Here is a 22,792-nt window from a genome sequence, read left to right on the forward strand (position 1 = left end):
ACACCATGCCGCTCGACCCCCAGGCCCGCGCCATGCTTGACGCCATGGCCGCCATGCCCCGCCCCGATTTCACGACGCTGCGCGCCGCCGACTACCGCGCCGCGCTGGCGGCCATGCCGGGCTTCGCCCCCGGTGACGCCATCGCCGCGCAGCAGGACCTCACCATCGAGGGCGCCGACGGGCCGCTGCCGGCGCGCCTTTACCGGCCCGACGACAGCGCGGGGCTGCCGCTGCTGGTCTATTTTCACGGCGGCGGCTTTGTCCTTTGCGGGCTCGATTCGCACGACAATATCTGCCGCACCCTGGCGCGCCGCGGCGGTGCGCTGGTGCTGTCGGTGGACTACCGCCTGGCACCCGAGGCACGCTTTCCGGCCGCCGCCGAAGACGCCGTCGCGGCCGTGCGCTGGGCCGCAGCGCATGCGGCGCAACTGGGCGCCGACCCGGCCCGGATTGCCGTGGCCGGCGACAGCGCCGGCGGCAACCTGGCGGCCGTGGCATGCCAGCAGCTGCGCGGCAGCGCCATCGCGTTGCGCCACCAGCTGTTGCTCTACCCCTACCTGGACTGCACCGACGCCGCCACCGGCAGCGCCGGCTACCGCGCATGCAGCGAGGGCTACTTCCTCAGCGCGGCGGAACTGGACTGGTACCGCGCCCAGTACCTGGCCCATCGCGCGGATGCCACCGACGTGCGCGCCAGCCCGCTGCACCAGCGCGACCTGCACGGCCTGCCGGCTGCCACCATCATCACCGCGGAATTCGATCCGCTGCGCGACCAGGGCGAAGCCTATGGCGAGGCCTTGCAGCGCGCCGGCGGCAACGCCACGGTGCGGCGCTGGCCCGGGCAGTTCCATGGCTTCATGAGCATGCAGGGCGCGATCGACGCCGCCAGCGAGGCGCTCGATGCGGCGGCGGCGGCGCTGCGACAGGCCTGGGGTGACAACAGCGGCGCCAGCCAGCAGGAGGCAGCATGAGCACGCCCAGCGCACTGCCCCCGATGGCCGACGTGCTCGCGGCACTCGCCGCGGGCCAGCGCGTGCTCGTGATCGAGGACGAAACCGGGGAAGCCACCGGCTGCGTACTGGTCGCGGCCGAGCGCGCCACCGAGGCCGACGTCAACTTCATGGCCGCCGAGGCGCGCGGCCTGGTGTGCATGGCCATCACCGAAGCGCGCCGCCAGCGGCTGCAACTGCCGCCGATGGCGGCCAACCAGCGCCAGCGCGAACGCTACACGGTGTCGATCGAGGCGGCCACTGGCGTCAGCACCGGCATTTCCGCCGCGGACCGGGCCCTGACGCTGCGCGTTGCGGCGGCTGCGCATGCGCAGCCGCGGGACCTGGTCCAGCCGGGGCACATCTTCCCGGTAGTGGCGCAGCCGGACGGCGTGCTGCGCCGCGCGGGCTTCGCCGAGGCCTGCTCCGACCTGCCGAGGCTGGCCGGGCGCGTCGCGGCCGGCGCCTATGCCATGCTGCTCGATGATGACGGCGAACTGCTGCGCGGCCCCGGCCTGCTTGCCTACGCCCGGCGCCATGGCCTGCCGGTGGTGTCGGTCAGCGGACTGGTCCACCACCGCCTGCTGACCGAGGGCGCGCTGCACCGCACGCAATCGCGCGAACTCGACACGCCCTACGGCCGCTTCACCGTGCATGCCTACCACGACGCGCCGGTCGACGCGCTCCATCTCGCGCTGGTACTGGGCAAGCCCGACCCGTGCGAGCCCGTGCTCACGCGCGTGCAGACCGTGGAAATGCAGCGGGACGTGCTCGGCTTCGGCACGCCGGCCCACCCTGCCTGGAACCTGGAACGTTCGCTCGCGCGCATCGGCGCCGAGGGCTGCGGCGTGCTGGTGCTGCTGGACGAACGCGAGTCGCCGCAGCAGCGGCTGGACCGGCTGGCCGCGCCACCCTCGGCCGCACCCGCGCCGGCGTTCGCGCAACGCGCGCTGGGAGTCGGGGCGCAGATCCTGCGCGATGTGGGCGTGCAGAAGCTGCGCCTGCTCAGCCATCCGGTGCCGTACCGCGCCGTCACCGGATTCGAGCTGGAGGTTACGGAGTTTGTCCCGCCGGGCTGACAACGGCGAGCCCGCCGAAACAATCGGCGAAACTGCGGGTGAAGCGGTCCACCTCGGCGTCGGCCAGGTGGTTGATGCCACCGGCCAGGCGCCGGCCGCCGCCGGTCTCGAAGCCGCGGCAGAAATCGGCCGCGCCGGTAGCGCTGTGCGCCGGCACCCGCACGCTGACGGCGAAGCCGCCGCCGGATTTCGGCGACAGCAGGCCGATCGCGTCGCCGGGGCGCCCGCGCACCAGCTCATTGGCCAGCACGCCGATCGCGCGCCGCGCCCAGGGCGCGTCGGGCAGCACCAGCAGCGCGGCACCGGGCACCTCGTGCGCGGGAGACAGCCGCCGCGCGTGCGCCATGTCCTCCTCGTAGCCGTGGCACAACGCCGCATAGGCCCCGCATTGCGCCGCGAATGCGAGCGGATCCTCGAACGGCAGCATGTGGCGCGCCAGCTCGGCGGGATCGAAATGCAGATCCGCCAGGCACTCGCCATAGGCGTTGTAGTTCAGGCAGGTACCCAGGTGCTCCAGCACGGCGGTCTGGTCCGCATCCAGCCCGGCCTGCGCCGCCAGCGCGCGGGCCACGGGAGCCAGGTTGTCGCCGAACGCGGCGGTGATCGCCCAGCGCCGGTGGCGCCCGCCGAGGTAGCGGTCGACCAGGATGGAGGTGCAGACCTCCGGCCCCTCGTCGATATGGGCGCGCAGGCCGGCATGCGCCGGCAGCTCGCCGGCATGGTGGTGGTCGAAGTACTCCACGCTTGCACCGGCCGCGAGCAGCCGCAACAGGCCGTCGCGGTTCTGGTCGAGCGAGATATCCAGCGCGGTCACGGCGTCGCCCGGCGCGGCGCCGATGCGCTCCAGCAGCCGGATATCGCGCTTGACACCGGTGACCAGGGTCGCGTCGCCCGGGTTCGCCAGGCGCAGCTGCTGCAGGGCGCACAGGCCGTCGGCGTCGCCGTTGAAGGCAATGTAGCGGGTCATGGCTATGGCTCGGGGGCTCAGGGGTCGCGGGTCAGGGCATGAAATCGCCGCCGTTGGCATCCAGCGAGGCTCCGGTGATCGCCCGGGCGTAGTCCGACACCAGGAACAGCGCTGCGCGCGCGCAGTCGTCGTCTGTCGGCATGCGGCCCAGTGCGATCTGTGAAGCCACCGGTGCGATGATAGCGTCCTCGCTGACGCCTTGCTCGGCCGCGGCATGGCGCACGTAGCCCTGCACCGGCGCGCCCCACATCCAGCCCATGAAGACGCTGTTGGCGCGGATGCCGTGCGGACCGAGTTCGCGCGCCAGGTACTTGACCGCCACCGCCAGCGCGCCCTTGGAGGCTGCGTAGCCCGACTCGCCGGGCATCGGCTTGCGCGTGGCCTGGGTGTTGATCATCACGATGGCGCCGCCGCCCTGCGGCTTCATCAGCGCTGCCACCTCCTGCGTCAGCGTCATGGTGCCGAACACATTGGTGTCGAACACCTGGCGCCAGACGTCGAGGTCGGCGGCTTCCACCGGCTCGGGGAAATTGCCGTGCTGGTAGGCGCTGTTGACCAGTGCGTCGATGCGGCCGAAGCGGCGCATGGTCTCGGTGGCCAGGTGGCGGGACTGGACGCGGTCGGTGATATCGGTCACGACCTTGAGCACTTCGCAGTCGGCGCCCAGTGCGTCGATGCGGGCCTGGGCTTCGTCCAGCCTCGCCGCGGTGCGAGCGGCGATGGCCACGGCGCGGGCACCTTCGCGCGCGGCTTCCACTGCGAGCTTGATGCCCAGTCCGGGGCCGATGCCGGATACGATGACGATTTTGTCTTTCAGTAGCATGGGGTTGTCTCCTTCAAGGTTTTGGGTCTTTTGGGTGCTGCGAGGTAGGGTTGTCGTGCTTGGCAAGCGTTTCGCCGGCGTAGCCGGCGAGTTCTTTTTGTCCGAGCGACAAAAAGTAACCAAAAAACGCGTCGCTAGCCGCTGGCAGTCCATTCCACGGCAGCAGTGGTTCAAGCTGCCTTGGTCTCAGGCGCCTAGTGATTCAGAACCAGTGCCTGCGATAAGCGGCTTTTGTACGATCCCCATGTAGGGCTCGGGTACAGCGTTCCAACAGGGTCAGAGGTGGGACGCCTACGGCTGCGCTGCGCGCGCATCCTGGTCGGTGTGCGCGGGGCATCAATGTCGCTGGTGCTGTGCTTCGCATATTGTCCTTATTCGCCCTTATTGATTTCAGCCGAGCCGCGCGCAGCGCAGCCGTAGGCGTCCAACCGAGGGCATGGTTAGCAGGAGCCACCACGTAATCCGGGTTCCCTCATCCGACGCATCTATCCTGATCATCTACGCGGCAGGCAGTCTGGCTATGCGCTGTACCGTCTTCACCCCAGCGAGCCGTTCGTCAACCACGAAAACGCGTTTTTGCCACGCCTGCCAAGAGCGATAACCAAATCCCACCCAAGAACAGCAAGCGCCCGCCAAGCACAAAAAATCCTCGACTCCTCAATTGCTCCTCAAGACATGCCTCGCCCGATAGCCCGCGAAGTCGCGCTCCAACTGCGCGTGGCTCAGCCCAAACTGCTCCGGTGTATAGCTGTGCGCCGCCCGCTGATTGCGCGGATTGCCTTCCATCCATGCCCACATTCCCGCGCGCGCAGCTTCGGTCAGCGGCATGCCCGCAAAGCGATAAACCGCCCGCGCCACGCCAAAGGGATCGCTCACCGTATCCTCAAATCGCACATCGAGGAAGCGCTCGGCCGGCAGGCTGTCACGCACGGCCATGGCGTGCTCGGTCCCTCGCCTCATCTGCTCGCTCCACTGCTGCCCCACGGCGACCGCATCGGGCGCGTCGGCATACATCTTCCACAGCGTATGGGCCATGCTGGCCATCGACGGAATCGTCTGCGTTGGATCGCGGTGGGTCAGCACGACCTGCGCGCCCGGGAATACCCGGAACAGGATTTCAAGCGTGTGCAGGTGCTGCGGTGTCTTCAGCACCCAGCGCTGCGCCGGCGCCTCGCCGCGCTGCCGCTTCTGCCATTGCAGGAACTGCAGCATGGTCTTCAGGTAGGCATAGACTTCGGTGCGATCCTGGCGCGCGAGCCAGGCGGTATACGCCGGCACGTTGGCATAGGAATCCATCGCGCACAGGAAGGAATGCTCCATCAGCATGAATTCCTCGTCGGCCGCCATTGCGTCCAGCGGATGGATGGCGAGAATGTCCGGGATGAAGCGGATCATCTGCGCGACCTCGTCTTGCGCCAGCGCGATGCGCCGGCTGGCGTCGCGCGCGTCCTCGCCGGGCAGCGGCGCCGGGTAGCGCGTTTCCCACCAGGCGGCGGAACAGAACCGCGCGTCCGTCGCCAGCATGCGCTGCAGCAGCGTGGTGCCGGTGCGCGGCAGGCCGACGATCACGAGCGGATCGTCCACGCGCTCCTGCAGGATCTCCGGATAGCGCCGGCAATAGTCCTGGATCACCAGCCGGTTCACCAGTTGCGCCTGCAGCTTGCCCTGCAGCATCTGCGCGCCTTGCGGCGTCAGCCCGGCCTCGCGTGCGAGCGAATCGGCCAGCACCTCCAGCGCTTCGCGGTAATTGCCGGGGCCAAAGTCGGTCAGTCCACCGGCCTGCTCGCTGGCCTGTGCCAGCAGACGTTCTACATCAAGCACGAAAGTGTCGTCGGATGCGATGGTGTTCATGCGTTCTCCTCCCTGAGCGATTCAAGCTTGACCACGCGCGCGCGCGGATGCACCGGCTGCGCCGCCCCGACCCAGCGCCAGCACATGGTGCCGTTGCCATGGCCCGCGGTCTCCAGCCAGTTGGGCAGGCCCGGATCGCGCGCGCTCAGGATCACGGTGACGCCGCCGTTGGCGTCGAGCCGCGCACCGTGCTTGTTGATGCAGATGTCGTGGTAGCGGTAGTCGAGCGACTCCATCCAGTAGTTGTTGATCTGGAAGTTCCAGAACTCGCACGCCGGCACCCGGTCGACCTCGACCACCAGTGCCTCGTCGTCGGCCAGCTGCCAGCTGGAGTGGTAGTAGTAGATGTTGGGATCGCCGCCGGCCGCCTGGCACACCGCCTGGTCCGCGGGCGGCAAGGCGTTGACATGGCCGCCGTAGCCCTGTGCCCAGTCCGCGAAGATGCGGGCGGTGCCCTCGACAAAGCCCGCCGCGCGCAGCAGGCCGCCGTGCAGGCGCTCCGCACTGAGCACGGGCGGCTTGCCGTTGCCGTCGATGCGCTCGATCCGCAGTTCGGCCGGCGTTTCCGCCTTGCGGTCGAGGAAGGTCTGGCGCACCACCAGCGCATTGGTGGCCGGCTCCATGCGCACCCAGTTTCCCGCCTGCGGCTGCGCGCTGAGGATGATCTCGAAACTGCCGTCCGCTTCCACCACCAGCTTGCTGCTGTCGATAAAGCCGGTCTGGACCATGTGCCCGTCGGTCTCGTAGCCGCCCTTCTGGGTGCCGAAGCTCAGGTAGGCGACCGTGCCGCGCCGGCCGCGGATGCGGTAGGCGGCGCTGCCGTCCAGGCGCGCATAACGGTACAGGTTGTCCGGGTTGTCCGCGCCGATCTTGGCGGTTTCATGCGATGGCGAGAAGAAACCGGGAAACGCCGGATCGGCGAACTCGACGTGCATCTCCAGCGCAATGCGCAGCAAGCGGCTCAGGTAGCGGAAGCCCTCGGCGCGCGTGAGCGCGTCAGTGGGTGCCTCCGCGCGCAGGATCTGCTGCCCGCTACGCTTGAGCACCTCGCAAAACTCGGCCCAGGTCTGGCCGCTCAGCAGTTGTTCTTCGGCGGAGGTCGCCATCTGCGTGCTCCCGTGGTTCGTCTTCGTTCATCAGCGAAGCAACGATACCCAGTGCAGGCCAGGCTTCTCCTCGTCCGGGCGGACTAGGAAATGCGCGCCGCACTCCGCCATTTCCTAGTCCGCCCGGACGAAGTGGCGCGGGGCTCCGGCTCGCTACCTTGTGTCCATGCCAGGCCTCGGCAAGATCCCTGCACGGGGCCGGCGCAACCAAGAGGAGAACCCGATGTTGACCCACCTGGAGCAACTGGAGGCGGAGAGCATCCACATCATGCGGGAGGTGGTGGCGGAATGCGAAAACCCCGTCATGCTCTATTCCATCGGCAAGGACAGCTCCGTGATGCTGCACCTTGCAATGAAGGCCTTCCACCCCGCGCGCCCGCCGTTCCCGCTGCTGCACGTCGATACCACGTGGAAGTTCGGCGAGATGATCGCTTTCCGCGACCAGACCGTCGACCGGCTCGGCCTGGACCTGCGCGTGCACATCAATCCGGAAGGGCTGGAGCGCAATATCAGCCCGCACGAGCACGGCTCGGCCGTTCATACCGACGTGTGGAAAACGCAGGGCCTCAAGCAGGCGCTGGACCACTACGGCTTTGACGCCGCCTTCGGCGGCGCGCGCCGCGACGAGGAAAAGTCGCGCGCCAAGGAGCGCGTGTTTTCGGTGCGCACCGCCCAGCACCGCTGGGACCCGAAGATGCAGCGCCCCGAACTCTGGCGCCAGTACAACACCCGCAAGCGCAAGGGCGAAAGCCTGCGCGTATTCCCGCTGTCGAACTGGACCGAGCTCGATATCTGGCAATACATCTACCTCAACGACATCCCGATCGTGCCGCTGTACTACGCCAAGGAGCGGCCGGTGGTCGAGCGCGACGGCACGCTGATCATGGTCGATGACGAGCGCCTGCCGCTGCGCCCCGGCGAAACGCCGCAGATGCGCAAGGTCCGCTTCCGCACGCTGGGCTGCTACCCGCTCACCGGTGCGTTCGAGAGCGAGGCCGACACGCTCGGCGGCATCATCCAGGAAATGCTGCTGGCGACCACCTCGGAGCGCCAGGGACGGCTGATCGACAGCGACTCGGCCGGCTCGATGGAGAAGAAGAAGCAGGAGGGATACTTCTGATGGACACCCTGATCGACAACGCGCCCGCCAAGGTGCAACCCGGCGGCGCATCGGGCGTTATCGCCGATATCGCCCACTACCTGCGCGCCCAGCAGAGCAAGAGCCTGCTGCGCTTCATCACCTGCGGCAGCGTCGACGACGGCAAGAGCACGCTGATCGGCCGGCTGCTGTATGAATCGAAGATGCTGTTCGAGGACCAACTTGCGCAGCTCGAGGCGGACTCGAAGAAGGTGGGCACGCAGGGCGAGAACCTGGACTTCGCGCTGCTGGTGGACGGCCTGGCCGCCGAGCGCGAACAGGGCATCACCATCGACGTGGCGTACCGCTTCTTTGCCACCGACAAGCGCAAGTTCATCGTGGCCGATACGCCCGGGCATGAACAATACACGCGCAATATGGTCACCGGTGCCTCCACCGCCGACCTGGCCATCCTGCTGGTGGACGCGCGCCGCGGCGTGCAGACGCAGACGCGCCGCCACAGCTACCTGGTCGCCACGCTGGGCATCCGGCGCGTGGTGCTGGCGGTCAACAAGCTCGACATGGTGGACTATTCGCGCGAAGTCCACACGCGCATCGAGAAGGAGTACCGCGAGTTCGCGAAGCAGATCGGGCTCACCGATATCGTCTGCATCCCGATGTCGGCGCTGCGCGGCGACAACATCACCGAGCCGAGCGCGAATACGCCGTGGTACCAGGGCCCGACGCTGATGGATCACCTGGAGAGCGTGCCGATCGACCACGTGCCCGCGCAGGACGAATCGTTCCGGCTGCCGGTGCAATGGGTCAACCGCCCGAACCTGGATTTCCGCGGCTTTGCCGGCACGGTCAGCGCCGGCGAGATCCGCCGAGGCGACCGCGTGCGCGCGCTGCCTTCCGGCCGCGAGAGCCACGTAACGGGTATCGTCGGCGCCGACGGCGACTGCGAGCACGCCATGCGCGGCCAGGCGGTGACGCTGACGCTGGCCGACGAGATCGACGTCAGCCGCGGCGACGTGCTGGCCTGCGCGGAAGACCCGCCCGCGGTGGCCGACCAGTTCGAGGCCACGCTGGTCTGGATGAACGAGGATGCCATGCTGCCGGGGCGCCCCTACCTGCTCAAGCTCGGCACGCGCACCGTGGGCGTGACCGTGGGGCAGCCCAAGTACAAGGTCAACGTCAACACGCTCGAACACCTGGCCGCGCGCACGCTGGAACTGAACGAGATCGGCGTGTGCAACTTGCACCTGGACCAGCCCGTCGCTTTCGACCCCTACGCACGCAGCCGCGAGCTGGGCGGTTTCATCATCATCGACCGCCTCAGCAACAACACGGTCGGCGCCGGCATGCTGCACTTTGCGCTGCGCCGGGCGCAGAACGTGCACTGGCAGGCGATCGACGTGGATCGCCACGCTCACGCCGCGCTCAAGCACCAGTCGCCGCGCATCGTCTGGTTCACCGGGCTGTCAGGCGCGGGCAAGTCCACCATTGCCAACCTGGTGGAAAAGCGCCTGCATGCGCTGGGGCACCACACCTACCTGCTCGACGGCGACAACGTGCGCCATGGGCTGAACAAGGACCTGGGCTTCTCCGAGGCGGACCGCGTCGAGAACATCCGGCGCGTGGCGGAAGTGGCAAGGCTGATGCTGGACGCCGGGCTGGTCGTGCTGGTGTCGTTCATCTCGCCCTTCCGCTCCGAACGCGAGATGGCGCGCACGCTGGCTGGCGACGGCGAGTTTGTCGAAGTGTTCATCGACACACCGCTCTCGGTGGCCGAGCAACGCGACCCCAAGGGCCTGTACCGCAAGGCGCGCCGTGGTGAGCTGAAGAACTTCACCGGCATCGATTCGCCTTACGAGCCGCCCGAGCGGCCCGAACTGCGCATCGACACCACGGCCGATACGGCGGAACAGGCAGCGGAGCGGATCGTGGCCTGGCTGCGGGAGAAACCCTAGGCTGAATGGACGATGAGGCGGTTGCCTCGGTCAGTACGATGGGAGGGGCGGGATGCCCGCCTTTCCTGTTGCCCTGCATCGAGCGACCGTCATCATGCTGCCAGACTCCCTGCCGGCCACCGAACTCAGCGCCCTGCTCGCCCAGCTCTACCAGGGCCCGACCGAGGCCGTGCCCTGGGCGGGCTTCCTCGAAAGCATGCGCCAGCGCCTGGACGCCGTCTTCGTCACGCTGGTGCTGCGCCACCCCGCCAGCGACCGGCCCGGCCTGATCGTCAACGCCTCCGGCATCGGCCCGCACCTGCCGGGGGAGCCCTCGTACAGCGAGCAGTACTACGCGCTGTGCCCCTTCCTCGACCTGCATCCGGACCGCCTCTTCAGCGCCGACGAACTGTTCGGCGAAGCGGGCTGGCTGGCGCACCCGTTCTATACGCAGTACCTTCAGCCGCTCGGCCTGCGCTATATCCTGGCGGCCAACCTGGTCACGCCGGATGGCGTGGAATGCGCGCTGTTCATCAGCCGCGGTGGCGCCGGAAAGGACTTCGGCGAAGCCGAGAAGCCGCTGCTGCACGGCCTGCTGCCGCACCTGAAGCGCGCGGTGGACCTGCATGCCGCGCTCGACGTGCTGCAGTCCGAGCGCGCCCTGTACGCCGAAGCCGTGGACCGCCTGCTGGTCGGCACCGTGATCCTGGATGAACACGGCAAGGTGATCCGCAGCAACGACGTCGCGGCGCGGCTGCTGCAGGCGCGCGACGGTCTTTACCTGACCGACAACAGCCTGCAAGCGCATTGTCCGGTGGAGAACCGCAAGTTCCGCAAGATCGTGGAAGGCGCGGCGCAGGCCCACGCGGCCGCCGCGCATCGCAGTGAAGTCACGACCCTGAACCGGCCCGGCGCGGCCACCCCGCTGAGTGTGCTGGTGCGGCCGATCCCGCTCAGCTACCGCAGCGAAGACAAGGCGCTGCGGCCCGCGGTGGCGGTATTCATCCGCGATCCGGCCGGCTCGCCGCGCAATACCCACGCCAGCCTGCGCAAGCTGTACCAGCTGACGCCAACCGAGATCGAACTGGCTTTACTGATGGTCGACGGGCTGACGCTGGATGAAGCCGCGGCCCGGCTGGGCGTGAAGAAGAATACGGTGCGCGCGCACCTGAGGGGGATCTTTGCCAAGACCGGGGCGACGCGGCAGGCGGTGCTGGTGAAGATGCTGCTTTCCAGCGTGGTCGGGATGGGGTGAGGAACAGGGGATGCCGAACGGCATCCACCCGCCATCGTTCGCGGATTCATCTTCAGGTAGTCGGCTCCCAGCTCAGGCGCCGGCCATCGCCTGAACCGCCCTCAGTTCGTGCTTGACCACCTTGCCCGCGGCGTTGGTCGGCAGCGCCGCCAGAAACGCCACGGAGCGCGGCACCTTGTAGTTGGCCAGGCGCGGCCGGCACCATTCCAGCAAGGCCTCGCCGCTCAGACTCTCGCCTTCGCGCAGTACCACGAAGGCGCTGCCGACCTCCCCCATGCGCGCATCGGGCACACCGACGACCGCGACCTGCGCCACCGCCGGATGCGTGCCGATCAGGTGCTCGATTTCCGCCGGATAGCAGTTGAAGCCGCCGACGATGAACATGTCCTTGAGCCGGCCGGTGATCGACAGGTTTCCGGCGGCGTCCAGCTTGCCGATGTCGCCGGTGTGCAGCCAGCCCGCGTCGTCGACGGCCTCGCGTGACGCGGCCTCGTCATCGAAGTAGCCGCGCATGACGTTGTAGCCGCGGATCCACACTTCGCCCTGCTCCCCGGCAACCACGTCGTTGCCTTGCGCGTTCACGCAACGGATCTCCACGCCGGCAAGCGGACGCCCGCTGGTATTGGCGATGGTCTGCAGGGCGTCGCCCAGCCGGCAGACGGTGGCCAGGCCGCAGCACTCGGTCAGTCCGTATGCGGTCAGCACGACGTCGAATCCGAGCACCTTGCGCATGCGCCGGATCAGTTCGGGCGCGATCGATGCCGCTCCGGTGACAGCCACGCGCAGCGACGACAGGTCGTATGCGCGCAGCCGTGGATGGGCAAGCAGGCTCAGGTAGAGCGTCGGCGAGCCCGGCAGGAAACTGACACGGTGACGTTCGACGCATGCCAGCACCGTTTCCGCATCGAACTGCGCCAATGGCAGGATGGTTGCGCCGCGGATCACGGCCGCGAGCCAGCCGGCCTTGTAGCCGAACGCATGGAAAAACGGATTGATGATCAGGTAACGGTCGCCTGTGCGCAGGCCGACGATGGCCGACCACTCGGAGAAGGCCCGCAGATTCTGCCCGTGCGTGCTGATCACCCCCTTGGGCTTGCCCGTGGTACCGGACGTGTAGAGCAGGTCGGAGGGACTGTCAGGTGTCAGCGCGGCCAGACGCAAGTCAAGCAGTTCCGCGGGCGTGTCCCCGGCGCGCGCGAGAAAGGCCTCCCACGACAGACAGCCTTCGCGCTCGCCGCGCAGAATGACATGATGCCGCAAGGCAGGCAGTGCATGCCCGTGCAGCATTCCCGGATAGTCGACGCCGAGAAAATCGCCGATGCTGAACAGCACGCGCGCACCGCTTCGCGCGAGTATGTCGGCCGCCTCGCCGCCCTTGAACCGGGTATTGAGCGGCACCAGGACGCCGCCGGCCATGTGAATGCCGAGCGCGGCGACAATCCACTCGTGGAGGTTGGGCGCCCAGACGGCGACGCGCTCGCCGGGCTCCAGGCCGAGCGCCATCAGCGCCCGCCCTGCGACGCGCGCGGCCTCGTGCAACGCGGCGTAGCGCATCAGCTGGCCGTCTTCCTCGATGGCCACCGCATCCCCGTACAGCCGCGCCGTGTGCGCGACGGCTTCAGGAATGGTCGATATTGCCGAAATCGCCGGTACCGTCGAAGCGGTGGAAAACAGTGGCGGGCAATCGCTCATGCTTGCAAGCCTCCCTGGTGATCGGTCTGCCCGCGCGTCGCAAGTCCTGCAACCGGGTAGTCCGTGTAGCCGCGCGCACCGGGCGTGTACAGCAGCGTGCGGTCGAATGCGGCCAGCGGTGCGCCATGCCGCAGGCGCGCGGGCAGGTCCGGGTTGGCGATGAAATGGCGCGCGAACGACACGGCCTCGCCGGTGCCGTCGGCCACGGCACGCGCGGCGCTCGCGCCGTCGAAGCCATCATTGACGATGAGCGCGCCACCGAAATGCCGGCGCGCCAGCGCGAAGGCATCCAGTGCGCGCTCGGGCGAGCGGCTCACGTGCAGGTAGGCCAGCCCGAGCGGTGCCACGGCATCGAGCAGCGCGCCATACGTGGCCACCGGGTCGTCATCGTGCATGTCGTTGTACGGGTTGCCGGGACAGATGCGCAGGCCAACACGGCCCGGGCCGATCGCGCCTCCCATGGCTTCGATCGTTTCCACGACAAAGCGCAGGCGGGCGGTCAGCGAACCGCCGTAGCCGTCGCTGCGCCGGTTGGCGCAAGCGAGCAGGAACTGCATCGGCAGGTAGCCGCTGCTGCAATGCAGTTCGACGCCGTCAAACCCGGCAGCCATTGCATTGACGGCTGCCTGGCGGTATTCGTCGATCACGGCCGCGATTTCGTGCCCGGCCAGCGCGCGCGGCGTCTCCATCTCGACCAGGCCGTGGCCGTCGGCATAAAGGGTGCCGCGCGCACGGATGGCCGAAGGCGCCACCGTCTGCGCGTCCGCCGCCTTGTTATGGCGGCTTGCGACGCGCCCCACGTGCATCAGTTGCAGCACCATTGCCGCGCCCTGGCTGCGCGCGGCGATGGTCACCTCGCGCCAGGCGCCGATCTGCGCGGCGGTCTCGATCCCCGGCGTACGGCAATACCCCTTGCCGTGCCGGCTCGGGTAGGTGCCTTCCGCGACAATCAATCCTGCGCCCGCGCGCTGCGCGTAGTACGTCTGGTGCAGCCCGGTGGGCAAGTCGCCCGCGCCGGCGCGGCTGCGCGTCATCGGCGCCATCACGATGCGGTTGGAGAGTGCAATATCGCCGAGCCGCAGGGGCTCGAACAGGCTGGCGTTCATCTCTGGAACTCCTCTTCTGGTGTCGGCATCGCGTCAGCGCGTGCGGACTTTCGGTAGCGAGGATCCGCGGCGCATCGCCGCAAGAAACTGATCCAGCGGCACCGGCTCCGAGACGCCGGGCAAGAGCTCGCCCGGCTTGGCATTCCAGAAGGCCTTCCACGACGGCCACAGCGCATGCCAGGAGCCTTCATAGGGTTCACGGCCCGGCCAGCGCATCTTCCTGTCGCCGATGGGTGGCTTGTTCAGGTCGCTGGCGTAGAGATAGCACGGCAGGCGGCGACGGAAATACCAGCGCCCGCCAATGCGCTCGTAGTCGTCCCAGTAGAGCATCTGCATGATGACCCATTCGGGGCCGGTCTCATGCTCGTTCTTCGAGTACACCACGCCGCTCGCATGATCGGCATCCTGGAACTCGATGATGTGCCCGCCGATGTGGTGCGACGTCACGGTGAACTGATTGCGCAACGTGTCGTCAATCCAGCGCCGCAGATGCTCGCGGCCCACCTGGTCCTTGCCCACCGCCACGTCCTCCGGGAACAGGCTGGTCCAGGCATCGAGGTCGCGCATGTCGAGCGCCAGCGCGTACTTGGCCGGCAACATGCGGATCTCCTCGATCGACTCCAGCCGGTCGAGCCGGGCCTGCAGCGATTGCGTTTGCGCCGAATCCGGCGCCATGTCAGTTGTCACTTGCCTCTCCCTGGTCAGTCGGCGGATACGTTCAGCTTGCCTGCGGCTCGGCACGGCGCTCGGTCGACGTCTGCGACACGTAGTCGGTAGCGCCCACATCCAGCCGGCAGGTCTTGCCGCCATCTACGACCAGGCTCTGCCCGGTGATATACGATGCCTCGTCCGAGGCCAGGAACAGGATGGCGCCAGCGACTTCCTGCGGCTCGCCCACGCGTCCCAGCGGCACGGAGCGCGCGGTGCCGCGGGCCATTTCCTCGCTGGCAAGTGCCTCGCGCGTGCCCTCGCTCCAGACCACGCCGGGAATCACCACGTTGACGCGTACGTTGTGGGCCGCGCCCTCGAGCGCCACGGCGCGGCTGAAATTGAGCACGCCGGCCTTGGCAGCGCCATAGGCCGACAGCCCCGGACTGCCGAGCAGGCCCACCACGGAACCGAGGTTGACGATGGCGCCACCCCCTGCCGCCTTCATCACGCGCAGCGCCGCGCGCGTGCCAAAGAAGGCCACGTCGAGGCTTCCGCTCAGGCACTGCCGCCAGGCTTCGGTGCTGACCTCGTCGAGCACGCCCCAGGTGTAGTTGACTGCGTTGTTGACCATCACATGCAGGCCGCCGAAGCGGGCGACGGTCTGTGCCACCGCCCGCTCCACGTCCGCTTCGCTGGTCACATCGGCCTGAACCCACTCGGCCTCGCCGCCGCGCGAACGAATCTCCTCGGCCACCGCGCGCAGCGGCGCCTCGCGCCTTCCGCACAGCATCACCTTCGCCCCTTCGGCCGCAAAACGCGCTGCCGTGGCGGCGCCGATTCCCGTGCCTGCCCCGCTGATCAGCGCTACCTTGTCCTGCAAACGACCCTTCACTTGCATACTGTTCTCCCCCTTCATCCTTATCCGCGGGCAGGACAACGATCCGATTGCGCGATCCGATTGCGTTGCCCTCTTGCCCGCACCGTTAAATCATGGCCATGCCGCCGCTGACGGACAGCGTCTGGCCGGTCATCTGCATGCCGTCGCCGCTCACCAGGAACAGTGCCGCCGCCGCAATCTCCTCTGGCTCGGCCATGCGGCCCAGGGGGATCGCGCGCTCCAGGCTGCGCGCCCATTCCTCGCTGATCGACTGCATCATCGGCGTGCGGGTGGGACCGGGGCAGATCGCATTGACGCGGATGCCTCGCGGGCCCAGGTCGCGCGCCAGGCATCGGGTAAGACCGAGCACGGCCGCCTTCGACGCGCAGTAGCTGAGCGGGCCTTCTCCGCTCAGCGCCGAGACACTGGCGATATTGACAATGGCGCCGCCACCGCCCGCGCGCGTCATCAGCCGTACTGCCTCGCGCGAGCAATAGAACGTGCCATTGAGATTCACGTCCACCACGCGCTGCCAGCCGGCATCGTTGAGGTCGACGATCATGTCGGTATGGACCGTGGGCGTTTCGCCGGCCGCCAGTTGCCGTCCGCGCTCGGCCGCGCGCGCCTGGTAGTGCTCGAAGCCGTCTCCGGGCACCTGCCCGATGCCTGCGTTGTTGACGAGAATGTCGAGCCGCCCCCAGCGCCGCGCGACCTCGTCATGCAGCGCCGCGACCGCCGCGCTGTCCGCGACGTCGCAGCCGCGCGCCATGCCGTGCGCGTTGCCGATCCGCTCAAGGGTTGCCTGCGCGGCGCCCGCATCGCGATCGACGACCACCACCGCGGCGCCCTCGGCTGCAAAGCGCTCGGCCATGGCGCGCCCCATGCCGGACCCGGCGCCGGTGACCAGCGCCACCTTTCCTTCCAGTCGCATGATTTCTCCTTGTGACCTCTCCTTGATCAGATCAGGTGCAGCTTGCTCACGGCCTCGGCCGGCACCTCGTCAAGCGTGCGCCAGGTACCGTCGCGCCGCTCGAAGACCTTCTTGCGGTCCAGGTCGGCAGGCAGGTCGGCAACGTCGGTGTAGAACTGGCGGTACCACTCGCGCAGCTGATAGACCGGACCGTCGGCGTCGCTGAGCACGGGGCGGTCCACGCGGATCTTGTTGTGCCAGATCTCCACGTCCTGGAAGAAGGAGGCCTGCGCCTGTTCCACGTAGGCCTGCGCCATCTGCTGGTTCTGCTCCTCCGATTGCCCCGGCACTTTCCTGACCATGACGCCGTAGCGCAGCTCGAAGCTCTGCGCGTCGATCGGCACATGGCAATTGAGCAGGATGGTGTCGATGGTCCCGCCGTCCACCTCCGCGGTCATGCGCGTCACGTGGTAGGCCGGCCCGAAGTACGCACTGTCCGCGACCAGGCCGCTGCCAAGCAGTTCGCTCTCTTCGCCGCGGAACATCTGGTAGCCGATGTGGCGGTCAAACGTGTTGCAGAAATAGACGGCGGGCGAGCCGTGCACCGGCCCGAAATGGGCGACGTCCGCGAGGTTGTCGACCAGCTCGCGGCAATGGTTGCCGATCACCATCTTGCGGATGGTCCAGCCGGTCCACTCACCGCTGAAGCAGGCATTGATGCGCGGTACCGCGACCTCGGGCGGCGGCGGCGCGCCCTCGGGGTCATGCCAGATGAACAGCAGGTGGTTCTGCTCGCAGGCCATCCACGCACGTGTGCGTGCCTTGGGCGGAATGCGCTTTGCGCACGGCACGTGCTCGCAGGCACCTTCGCCATTCCAGCGCCAGCCATGAAAGCGGCATACGATGGCATTGCCCTTCACTTCACCCAGGGCCAGGTCCGCGCCCATGTGCGGGCACCACGCGTCGAGGATCCGGATACGCCCGTCCTCCCCGGTGAACGCCACCAGGCGCGTGCCGAAGATATCCAGCCGGTGGGGCTTGCCGTCCTTGTAGTCAGAGGCTGGCCCGAGGCAATGCCAGCCGCGGGCAAAGCGGCTGCCCGGCGGGGTTGTCTGCGAGGTTTGCTGCGCGTCCATGTCTGCTCCGTGATGACTGTTTGCACACGGCCGTATTGTTTTGACAGGGCCGGCCCGGGGGCATGGTCCTGACGGACTAGATTCGGCGCATTTGCGAGCGACATGGCACGGCACGGCCCAAAGCTAGTCTGTTGGGACGATATTTCGTCACATGACGGGCATCCGCCGGGACCCGCGTCCGGGGAAATACCCACTGCGAATCGCACGGACAAGCCGCTATTATTTCCGGCCGACCGCAGGGCGGTGGCACCGAATGACCGGTTCGGTGCGACGCCGAAGCGGCCATTGCACGGCAGAATTGAGACAAGACCGATGACACGCCCCTCCTGGATCGACGCCCGGCGTCCCGGCCAGTCCGAGCTCGACATGGACGAGATCAGCGATCTGATCGGCCTGGTGTACGACGGCCCGCTGCTCGAGATCCCGTGGCAGTCCTTGCTTGACGCCCTGCGACACCTGCTGGACGCCAACTACGTGACACTGGTGTTGCGCCCGCCCTCGAGTACCTCACCCGGCCAGATGATTACTTCGAGTGCGGTCGATACCACCGTGGGCACCGGCGCCTATGCGCAGCATTTCTACGCGATCGATCCGTTCGTCAACCTGCCCACCGGGCGGGTCCTGACTGTTTATGAACTGATCGGCGAGGCGAGGTGGCTGGAGAGCGAGATCTATCGCTTCTTCAACAAGCCCTACGACGTGCTGCGGATCATGGGGGTGGACATCCGCGCCGAGCAGGGAGAGGAGTGTCGCCTGCGGGTGTGCCGCCCGCACGGAAGCGAGGACTTCTCCGATGCCGACAAGGCACTTTGCCAGCGCATCGTGCCGCACCTGCAGCGCGCGGTGCGGATCCACGCCAACCTCAATACGACCGAATCCGAACGGCGCCTGTACGCCGGCACCGTCGACCGGCTGCTGATCGGCTCGGTGGTCCTGGACGATGCCGGCCAGATCCTCACCACCAACGGCATGGCTGACGAACTGCTCGCGGAGAAGGACGGCCTTGTGGTCTGCAACGGCCAGCTGACAGTCGACTCGCCACAGGAGAACCGCAAGCTGCAGGCATTGGTCCGCCAGGCCACGGCATTGCGCGACTCGGTGCAGCCTGGCATACCGATCGGGCTCTCGGTGCCGCGCAAGGGCGGCCGCGCCAAGCTGGGACTGCTGGTGCGTCCCATCGCCGCGCAAACGTGGTCCCAGCAGCCGCGCCAGCCGGCCGTGGCGGTATTGATCCGCGACCCTGACCAAAAGGCCCTGGCGTCGACCGATCTGCTGCGCAATATGTTCGAGTTCACCCGGGCAGAGGCGTCGCTCGTCCTGCTGCTGACCCAGGGCCTGTCGCTCGACGAAGCCGCGCAGGAACTCGACATCCGCCGCAATACCGCGCGTGCGCACCTGCGTGCCGTGTTCGCCAAGACTGGTGTGACGCGGCAGGCGGCGCTGGTGCAGACCGTACTGCACAGCATCATTCCGCTCGGCTGAGGCGGCGGCGACGTGCACGGGGGGCCGGCACGCCGCCAGGGTTGAAGAAATGGTTCTTTGCCGGATTGCGGGGAATGGGAATGATGGGGTTAGCGTGCTTGGCAGGCGCTGCGGTTTGGCTGGCGAAGCGGGCGGCGGAGCTCTGGTTCGTTAATGGGTTGTCGTCCTTGGCAGGCGCCGCTGTTTCGCCGGCGCAGCCGGCGAGTCTTTTTTTGTCCGAACGACAAAAAGTAACCAAAAAACGCGTCGCTAGCCGCTGGCATCAATTCCACGGCGGCAGTGGTTCAAGCCGCCTTGGTCTCAGGCAGCATGGTTGCTCGTTCGAACCTGCTACGCCTGGTGAGTCAGAACCAGTGCCTGCGATAACCGGCTTTTGTACGATCCCCATGTAGGGCTCCGGTACAGCGTTCCAACAGCGTCAGTGGTGGGACGCCTACGGCTGCGCTGCGCGCGCGTCCTGGTTGGTATGCGCGGGGCATCAGTGCGCAGGCGCGGTGCTTCCCGTCCCCTCCCGTGCCCTTATTGTTTTCAGCCGAGCCGCGCGCAGCGCAGCCGCAGGCGTCCGACCGATGGCGCGGTTAGGAGGGGCCACCAAGTAATCCGGGTTCGCTCATCTGACGTGTCTATCCTGATCATCTACGCGGCAGGCAGTCTGGCTAGGCCCTGTACCGTCTTCACCACCACGGGCCGTTCGTCGACCACGAAAACGCGTTTTTGGTTACTTTTGTCGCGAGACAAAAGTGACTCGCCGGCTACGCCGGCGAAACAGCCGCGCCTGCCAAGAACGACAACCCCCAATCACTCCCCATTCCCCGCATTCCCGCGAGGAACCAAAAATTGCCCCCCGATGTGCCCGTTTTAATCCATTTGGACTATGTTGCTTCCGGCGCCACCCGAAACAATGCGCACATCAGCGGCGTCTGTCGCAGCTGTAGACCAACCATGACGGGAGACATACCAAGTGACCATCCAGCCTGACAACGCGAATGACTTGCGCGTGACCCTCAACACTCCGGCCAGCGCGGTCGTGGTAACCGGCGGCGCCTCCGGCATCGGCGAGGCTTGCGCGGCGGCCCTGGCCGCTGTCGGCCGGCCCGTGGCCGTCTGGGATATCCAGGAGGAAAAGGCGCGCGCGGTCGCCACCGCGCTTGCCGAACGCTATGACGTGCCGACCTTCGGTATCGGCATCGACCTGCGGGCCGCCGATGGCATCGGCGATGCGCTCGCACGCACCCGTGCGGCCCTGCCACCGCTGGGCGGCATGGTGCATGCGGCCGGCGTTGTCGACCAGAGCGGAATCGACGGCCTGACCCAGGCGCGCTGGGACGCCGTGCTCGACGTCAACCTGCGCGCCATGGCGCTGCTGGTGCAGGCCATGCTGCCTGACCTGCGCGCGCAAGCCGGCGCCGCGGTGGTCGGCATCGCGTCGATCAATGCCACGTTGGGCAACGCGCTGATCCCGGCCTACTCCGCCTCCAAGGGCGGCCTGCTCTCGCTGGTGCGCTCGCTTGCCGACAGTCTTGGCCGCGACGGCATCCGCATCAATGCGGTGTCTCCGGGACAGATCCACACCCCGATGCTCCAGCCCGCCATCGACGCCCTGCCCCCGGGCAGCTTCGAGCGTCGCATCCAGCTCGGCCGCCTCGGCACGCCCGCGGAAATCGGGCGCGTGGTCCGTTTCCTGCTGTCCGACGAGGCCAGCTATGTCACCGGTACCGAACTCGTTGTCGACGGTGGCAACATCCCCTCGCAGCGCTGAAGCGCAGTGGTCCGCCCCGTGGCCATGCGCCTGACCGTGCGAACCGGCATGGCGCAAAACCACGGGCCAGCTTCCTCGTTTGCCCGCAGCGGCTTCCTCGCGCAGCCATTCCTCCTTCCAGCCGACGCCGCGAAGCGCGCCGGCCGGAGGGACCAGCTCTCATCCAGTGCGCCGGCTCATGCCGGAACGGCCTGCGGAAGTTGCGTACGCTGACAGGCGGCAATGTGCCGGCCTGCGTTGCGCCCGGACCAGATGCAGTCGGCCAGCGACAGGCCGCTCACGTAATGGTTTGACGCCAGCCCCACCGCCGTACGGCCTACGGCATACAGCCCGCTGACCGGCGCGCCCGTTGCCGACAGCACCTGTCCGCACGCTTCGTCGACGCGCAGCCCGCCCAGCGTGATCGACGAGCACGGGAACACGCGGCTGTGCGCGGAGATATCGATGGCAAGCCAAGGGCCCTCGTCAAGCGGCGCGCACATGGCGGAGGACTTGCCTGCCGGGTCGGGCCGCTCGCCGCGCGCGGCCGCGCTATAGTCCGCAAGCGTTGCCTGCAGCGCGGCGCGCGGCATGCCGAGGCGATCCGCGAGCGTGTCCACCGAAGACGCACGATGGCCGCCGGCCAGCATCAGCAGCGCAGCCGGCACGGCCTGGAAGGCCCACAGCTTCCCGCTCAGGCATTCACGCAAGGCCGCGCGTGCCAGCTTGCGGTTCAGGATCAGCCAGGCCCGGCCGTCGTGGTGCTCGCACATGGCATGTCCGAGCGTGGCACCGTAGACCTCTTCGTTGCCGATGCGCACGCCGCGCGCGTCAACCACGCAGCCGCGCGCCCAGTCGAAGGGCGGATTGATGAAGCGCCATGCCGATACGCGCTCCAGGTGCCGTGCCTCGCCTCCGGCCGACAGGCCAAGCCGGATGCCGCTGCCATCGCAACCGGTGGCGCCGAGGCGCCAGTTCGACCGGTACTTGCCCGCATGTTGCGCGACCATCTGCTGGTTGAAGATAAAGCCCCCGCTGGCCAGCACCACCGCGTCGGCCCGCACCGCGTAAGGACGGGCATGACGCAATTCCAGCCGCAGCAGCCGCGCGCGCAGCGCATCGGCCAGCGCCGGCGACATGTTGTGCACCTGCTCCGCCCAGCGTGCCAGGCGCGCATGCCTGCGCTGCAGCCGCCCGGGCGGCACCTGCCACAACTCGACGCCGATCACCGCGCCACTGGCATCTGTAATCAGCCTGCGCGCCGCCGTGTGGCGCAGCACGGTTACGTTCGCGCTGCCCTGCACCGCACGCTGCAGCACGCCGTAAAGCGCGCGCCCGGACATGCCACGTCCCTTGGTGCGATGTCCGCGTGGCGCGGGCTCCGCGAAGCGCGCATAGGCCGGCACGGCCTCGTTGCCCGAGTAATAAAGGTAATAGGGCTGTGCCGGGTACGACGTCTTGCGTGGCGGCATGGCCGCAGAAAACCCGGCACCAAGTCCCTCCAGCCAGCCGATCATGTCCCGGCTGCGCGCACAGAATGACTGCAGCGTCGATTCGCTGACTACGTCGCCGACCTCCTGGCGCAGATAGTCCGCCATCGCCTGGGGCGTGTCGTGATAGCCGGCCTCGGCCTGGTAAGGCGTGCCGCCGCCGGCATAGACCACGCCGCCGCTCTTGATGCTGGCACCGCCGCCTTCGAAGCGCTCCGCAACGATCACCTTGCGCCCGCCAGCCGCGGCTTCGAGCGCCGCACAGGCACCGGCCGCCCCGAAGCCGACGATGACCGCATCACAGCATGCCTGCCAGGCGAAGGCTTCAGGGTTGGCGAGCCGCAGTGGCGCGGCGACCGGCGTAGTGGATTCATCCAGTGTTGTCATGACTTTCTCCCCGCATATGGATGCGGCGTGATGCCGCGGACAGGGGACGCAGCAGTGCCGGCGTGGTGTCCGCGCGGCTCTGCGGTCTCCTTGTTGGTGTCTTGTGTGGTGGTGTGTTGGCATGTGCCTGGCCGGCATTCATGGTTCCATCGGCATTGGCAGGCGCCATCGTCTGATGGGACTAAGGACGCCCCCATTCGCGAGATTCCGGGCCCGGCATGCT

General features: G+C 67.8%; 18 protein-coding genes. 7 read left to right on the top strand and 11 right to left on the bottom strand.

Annotated features, from left to right (window positions below):
* Positions 1-5: 5 nt before the first annotated feature.
* Entirely contained in the window at positions 6-971 is a 966-nt protein-coding gene (locus tag ACIGJC_RS25210; RefSeq protein ID WP_483712119.1) for an alpha/beta hydrolase, read from the top strand.
* On the top strand, positions 968-2,068 hold the full coding sequence (locus ACIGJC_RS25215; RefSeq protein ID WP_483712120.1) for a 3,4-dihydroxy-2-butanone-4-phosphate synthase: 1,101 nt from the start codon (positions 968-970) through the stop codon (positions 2,066-2,068). The genes ACIGJC_RS25210 and ACIGJC_RS25215 overlap by 4 nt, the downstream gene beginning before the upstream one ends.
* Here ACIGJC_RS25215 and ACIGJC_RS25220 read toward each other — a convergent pair.
* From ACIGJC_RS25220 to ACIGJC_RS25235, 4 genes are all read right to left on the bottom strand, one after another.
* A complete protein-coding gene (locus ACIGJC_RS25220) occupies positions 2,043-3,035 on the bottom strand; it encodes an acetyltransferase (RefSeq protein WP_483712121.1) in 993 nt (330 codons plus the stop codon). The two genes, ACIGJC_RS25215 and ACIGJC_RS25220, sit on opposite strands and share 26 nt — an antisense overlap.
* 31 nt (positions 3,036-3,066) lie before the next feature.
* Complete coding sequence (locus ACIGJC_RS25225; protein WP_483712122.1) at positions 3,067-3,858, bottom strand: SDR family oxidoreductase; 792 nt, start codon at positions 3,856-3,858, stop codon at positions 3,067-3,069.
* Between the two features lie 657 nt (positions 3,859-4,515).
* The gene (locus tag ACIGJC_RS25230; RefSeq protein ID WP_483712123.1) at positions 4,516-5,709 is read right to left on the bottom strand and encodes a sulfotransferase family protein; all 1,194 of its coding nucleotides are present in this window, start codon (positions 5,707-5,709) and stop codon (positions 4,516-4,518) included.
* Positions 5,706-6,815 (bottom strand): DUF1214 domain-containing protein, encoded by a 1,110-nt coding sequence (locus ACIGJC_RS25235; protein WP_483712124.1) that lies wholly within the window; start codon positions 6,813-6,815, stop codon positions 5,706-5,708. Before ACIGJC_RS25235 ends, ACIGJC_RS25230 begins: the two co-directional genes overlap by 4 nt.
* Positions 6,816-7,038: 223 nt before the next feature.
* Here ACIGJC_RS25235 and cysD point away from each other — a divergent pair, with 223 nt between their 5' ends.
* The 3 genes from cysD to ACIGJC_RS25250 all read left to right on the top strand — a co-directional run bounded on the left by cysD (position 7,039) and on the right by ACIGJC_RS25250 (position 11,100).
* Entirely contained in the window at positions 7,039-7,935 is an 897-nt protein-coding gene (cysD, locus tag ACIGJC_RS25240) for a sulfate adenylyltransferase subunit CysD (protein WP_483712125.1), read from the top strand.
* A complete protein-coding gene (gene cysN, locus ACIGJC_RS25245; protein WP_483712126.1) occupies positions 7,935-9,866 on the top strand; it encodes a sulfate adenylyltransferase subunit CysN in 1,932 nt (643 codons plus the stop codon). Before cysD ends, cysN begins: the two co-directional genes overlap by 1 nt.
* A 94-nt stretch (positions 9,867-9,960) precedes the next feature.
* On the top strand, positions 9,961-11,100 hold the full coding sequence (locus ACIGJC_RS25250; RefSeq protein WP_483712127.1) for a helix-turn-helix transcriptional regulator: 1,140 nt from the start codon (positions 9,961-9,963) through the stop codon (positions 11,098-11,100).
* 72 nt (positions 11,101-11,172) lie between these two features.
* Here the strand turns inward: ACIGJC_RS25250 and ACIGJC_RS25255 are convergent, their stop codons facing one another.
* From ACIGJC_RS25255 to ACIGJC_RS25280, 6 genes are all read right to left on the bottom strand, one after another.
* Entirely contained in the window at positions 11,173-12,792 is a 1,620-nt protein-coding gene (locus ACIGJC_RS25255) for a FadD3 family acyl-CoA ligase (protein ID WP_483712128.1), read from the bottom strand.
* On the bottom strand, positions 12,789-13,898 hold the full coding sequence (locus ACIGJC_RS25260; protein WP_483712129.1) for an alkene reductase: 1,110 nt from the start codon (positions 13,896-13,898) through the stop codon (positions 12,789-12,791). Before ACIGJC_RS25260 ends, ACIGJC_RS25255 begins: the two co-directional genes overlap by 4 nt.
* Before the next feature lie 33 nt (positions 13,899-13,931).
* Positions 13,932-14,585, bottom strand: coding sequence for a nuclear transport factor 2 family protein (locus ACIGJC_RS25265; RefSeq protein WP_483712130.1), 654 nt, complete (start codon positions 14,583-14,585; stop codon positions 13,932-13,934).
* A 31-nt stretch (positions 14,586-14,616) separates the two neighbouring features.
* Complete coding sequence (locus ACIGJC_RS25270; protein ID WP_483712131.1) at positions 14,617-15,447, bottom strand: SDR family NAD(P)-dependent oxidoreductase; 831 nt, start codon at positions 15,445-15,447, stop codon at positions 14,617-14,619.
* Between the two features lie 85 nt (positions 15,448-15,532).
* Positions 15,533-16,357 (bottom strand): SDR family NAD(P)-dependent oxidoreductase, encoded by an 825-nt coding sequence (locus ACIGJC_RS25275; RefSeq protein WP_483712132.1) that lies wholly within the window; start codon positions 16,355-16,357, stop codon positions 15,533-15,535.
* Between the two features lie 26 nt (positions 16,358-16,383).
* Positions 16,384-17,472, bottom strand: coding sequence for a 3-ketosteroid-9-alpha-monooxygenase, oxygenase component (locus ACIGJC_RS25280; RefSeq protein ID WP_483712133.1), 1,089 nt, complete (start codon positions 17,470-17,472; stop codon positions 16,384-16,386).
* Between the two features lie 312 nt (positions 17,473-17,784).
* On the opposite strand from ACIGJC_RS25280, the gene ACIGJC_RS25285 reads away from it, so the two are divergent.
* Both ACIGJC_RS25285 and ACIGJC_RS25290 read left to right on the top strand, forming a co-directional pair.
* On the top strand, positions 17,785-18,954 hold the full coding sequence (locus tag ACIGJC_RS25285) for a helix-turn-helix transcriptional regulator (RefSeq protein ID WP_483712134.1): 1,170 nt from the start codon (positions 17,785-17,787) through the stop codon (positions 18,952-18,954).
* Between the two features lie 961 nt (positions 18,955-19,915).
* A complete protein-coding gene (locus tag ACIGJC_RS25290) occupies positions 19,916-20,713 on the top strand; it encodes an SDR family NAD(P)-dependent oxidoreductase (protein WP_483712135.1) in 798 nt (265 codons plus the stop codon).
* 176 nt (positions 20,714-20,889) lie between these two features.
* On the opposite strand, the gene ACIGJC_RS25295 is transcribed toward ACIGJC_RS25290, so the two are convergent.
* Positions 20,890-22,569: an FAD-binding protein gene (locus tag ACIGJC_RS25295; protein ID WP_483712136.1), complete on the bottom strand. Its 1,680-nt coding sequence runs from the start codon at positions 22,567-22,569 to the stop codon at positions 20,890-20,892.
* Between the last annotated feature and the right edge of the window lie 223 nt (positions 22,570-22,792).

The sequence above is a fragment of the Cupriavidus sp. C3SS-1 genome (genome assembly GCF_057073755.1).